Genomic DNA, 2,841 nt, shown 5'->3' with positions numbered 1-2,841 from the left:
AGCGTACGGCCCACAGAATGATGTCACGCTGAAAATGCCGGCCTTTGAATGGGTTCATGTGCAGCTCCATCAGCAAAAGGGGATGATAAGTTTATCACCACCGACTATTTGCAACAGTGCCTCTCGATAGGTATAGTGTTTTGCAGTTTAGAGGAGATATCGCGATGCATACGCGGAAGGCAATAACGGAGGCAATTCGAAAATTAGGAGTCCAAACCGGTGACCTGTTGATGGTGCATGCCTCACTTAAAGCGATTGGTCCGGTCGAAGGAGGAGCGGAGACGGTCGTTGCCGCGTTACGCTCCGCGGTTGGGCCGACTGGCACTGTGATGGGATACGCGTCGTGGGACCGATCACCCTACGAGGAGACTCTGAATGGCGCTCGGTTGGATGACAAAGCCCGCCGTACCTGGCCGCCGTTCGATCCCGCAACGGCCGGGACTTACCGTGGGTTCGGCCTGCTGAATCAATTTCTGGTTCAAGCCCCCGGCGCGCGGCGCAGCGCGCACCCCGATGCATCGATGGTCGCGGTTGGTCCGCTAGCTGAAACGCTGACGGAGCCTCACGAACTCGGTCACGCCTTGGGGGAAGGGTCGCCCGTCGAGCGGTTCGTCCGCCTTGGCGGGAAGGCCCTGCTGTTGGGTGCGCCGCTAAACTCCGTTACCGCATTGCACTACGCCGAGGCGGTTGCGGATATCCCCAACAAACGATGGGTGACGTATGAGATGCCGATGCTTGGAAGAAACGGTGAAGTCGCCTGGAAAACGGCATCAGAATACGATTCAAACGGCATTCTCGATTGCTTTGCTATCGAAGGAAAGCCGGATGCGGTCGAAACTATAGCAAATGCTTACGTGAAGCTCGGTCGCCATCGAGAAGGTGTCGTGGGCTTTGCTCAGTGCTACCTGTTCGACGCGCAGGACATCGTGACGTTCGGCGTCACCTATCTTGAGAAGCACTTCGGAGCCACTCCGATCGTGCCAGCACACGAAGCCGCCCAGCGCTCTTGCGAGCCTTCCGGTTAGAGGCCGTCGACAATGATAATCTGGATCAACGGACCTTTCGGCGCCGGAAAGACGACTCTCGCTGAGCGGCTGCGCGATCGGCGTCCGAAATCGCTGATCTTTGACCCTGAGGAAATCGGGTTCGTGGTGAAAGAAACGGTCCCCATACCAGCGAGCGGAGACTATCAGGATCTCCCCTTGTGGAGGGGACTTACGATCGCTGCGGTCAGCGAGATTCGCAGGAATTACTCGCAGGACATCATCATCCCAATGACGCTCGTGCACCCGGACTATCTGACTGAGATACTCGACGGGTTAAGGCAGATCGACGATCAGCTGCTGCACATCTTTCTGATGCTTAACGAGGACCTATTGCGTCACCGGATCTCGAACCAGACCATGCATCCTGACCCGAATCGGAATGCGGAGATTCGAGAGTGGCGATTAGCGAATGTCGCCCGATGCTTGGCCGCAAGGGAACGGCTTCCGTCCACAACCCGTGTTCTCGATAGTGGTGCACACACCAGCGATGAACTTGCAGCGATGGTGCTCGACAGACTCGATCAGCGCACCTGATCGCCTTAGAGCTGGCTCGGGAAATCTGCACAGCGGGGATAAGTGGAGTTTCTGCCTGACTTCGGCTTAGATGCCGGGAACAGGAGAGACCATGACGAGACGACCGCGCCGGAACCATAGCCCGGCTTTCAAGGCGAAGGTGGCACTTGCCGCCATCCGAGGTGAGCAGACGCTGGTGGAGTTGTCCCAGCAGTTCGATGTGCACGCCAACCAGATCAAGCAATGGAAAGACCAGCTCCTTGAGGGGGCGACAGGTGTGTTCGGCGATGAAACGAAAGCGGAGCCGTCGGGTCCGACCATCGATGTCAAAACGCTGCACGCGAAAATCGGCGAACTGACACTGGAGAACGATTTTTTATCCGGTGCGCTCGGCAAGGCGGGATTGCTGGGCGGAAAGAAATGATCGACCGCGAGCACAAGCTATCCGTCGTGCGCCAGGCGAAGCTTCTCGGCTTCAGCCGTGGCAGCGTCTACTATCTGCCTCGTCCGGTGTCTGACGGCGATCTGGCCCTTATGCGCCGGATTGACGAATTGCATCTCGACTACCCCTTTGCCGGAAGTCGGATGTTGCAAGGGCTCTTGAGAGGAGAAGGTCTGGAGACCGGGCGGCGACACGTCGCCACGCTGATGAAGAAGATGGGCATCAAGGCGATCTACCGCCGCCCGAACACCTCGAAACCAGCGCCAGGGCACATACGAAAGCTGGCAGTCACCCGGCCCAATCAGGTGTGGGCAATGGACCTGACCTACATCCCCATGGCGCGGGGATTTGTCTATCTGTGCGCCGTCGTGGACTGGTTCAGCCGGAAGGTCTTGTCATGGCGGTTGTCGATCACGATGGAAGCAGCCTTCTGCATCGAGGCGGTGGAGGAGGCACTTGCCCGTCATGGCAGGCCGGAAATCTTCAATACCGACCAGGGATCGCAGTTCACCTCCATCGACTTCACCGCCGTGCTGAAGAGGTCACAGATTGCCATCTCGATGGATGGCAAGGGTGCGTGGCGAGACAATGTCTTCGTCGAGCGGCTCTGGCGTTCGATCAAATACGAGGAAGTCTACCTCCATGCCTACAAGACTGTGTCCGAGGCACGCGCTGGCATCGCCCGATATCTGAACTTCTACAACACCAGACGCCCACATTGGCACTGTTGCAAAGTTAGCGATGAGGCAGCCTTTTGTCTTATTCAAAGGCCTTACATTTCAAAAACTCTGCTTACCAGGCGCATTTCGCCCAGGGGATCACCATAATAAAATGCTGAGG

At 57.3% G+C, this 2,841-nt stretch carries 3 protein-coding genes; all 3 read left to right on the top strand.

Annotated features, from left to right (window positions below):
- Positions 1-164: 164 nt before the first annotated feature.
- On the top strand, positions 165-1,025 hold the full coding sequence (gene aac(3)-IIe, locus ACJBF3_RS25935) for an aminoglycoside N-acetyltransferase AAC(3)-IIe (protein WP_000557452.1): 861 nt from the start codon (positions 165-167) through the stop codon (positions 1,023-1,025).
- Positions 1,026-1,037: 12 nt separating this feature from the next.
- Entirely contained in the window at positions 1,038-1,580 is a 543-nt protein-coding gene (locus ACJBF3_RS25930; protein ID WP_002063889.1) for an AAA family ATPase, read from the top strand.
- A 91-nt stretch (positions 1,581-1,671) separates the two neighbouring features.
- Positions 1,672-2,828, top strand: a protein-coding gene (locus ACJBF3_RS25925) for an IS3 family transposase (protein WP_369700724.1) whose coding sequence is annotated in 2 segments (ribosomal slippage) — positions 1,672-1,939 and positions 1,939-2,828 — 1,158 coding nt in all. Because the reading frame shifts where the segments join, the coding sequence is not laid out codon by codon here.
- Positions 2,829-2,841 lie beyond the last annotated feature (13 nt).

The organism is Enterobacter sp. PP-008-ECC_S150, assembly GCF_045257065.1.
Lineage (GTDB): Bacteria > Pseudomonadota > Gammaproteobacteria > Enterobacterales > Enterobacteriaceae > Enterobacter > Enterobacter chengduensis.
This window is presented reverse-complemented; position numbering and strand designations above follow the sequence as displayed.

Coding starts and splice junctions, on each gene's coding strand:
- ACJBF3_RS25930 (WP_002063889.1), top strand. CDS start 1,038: ATGATAATCTGGATCAACGGACCTTTCGGCGCCGGAAAGACGACTCTC.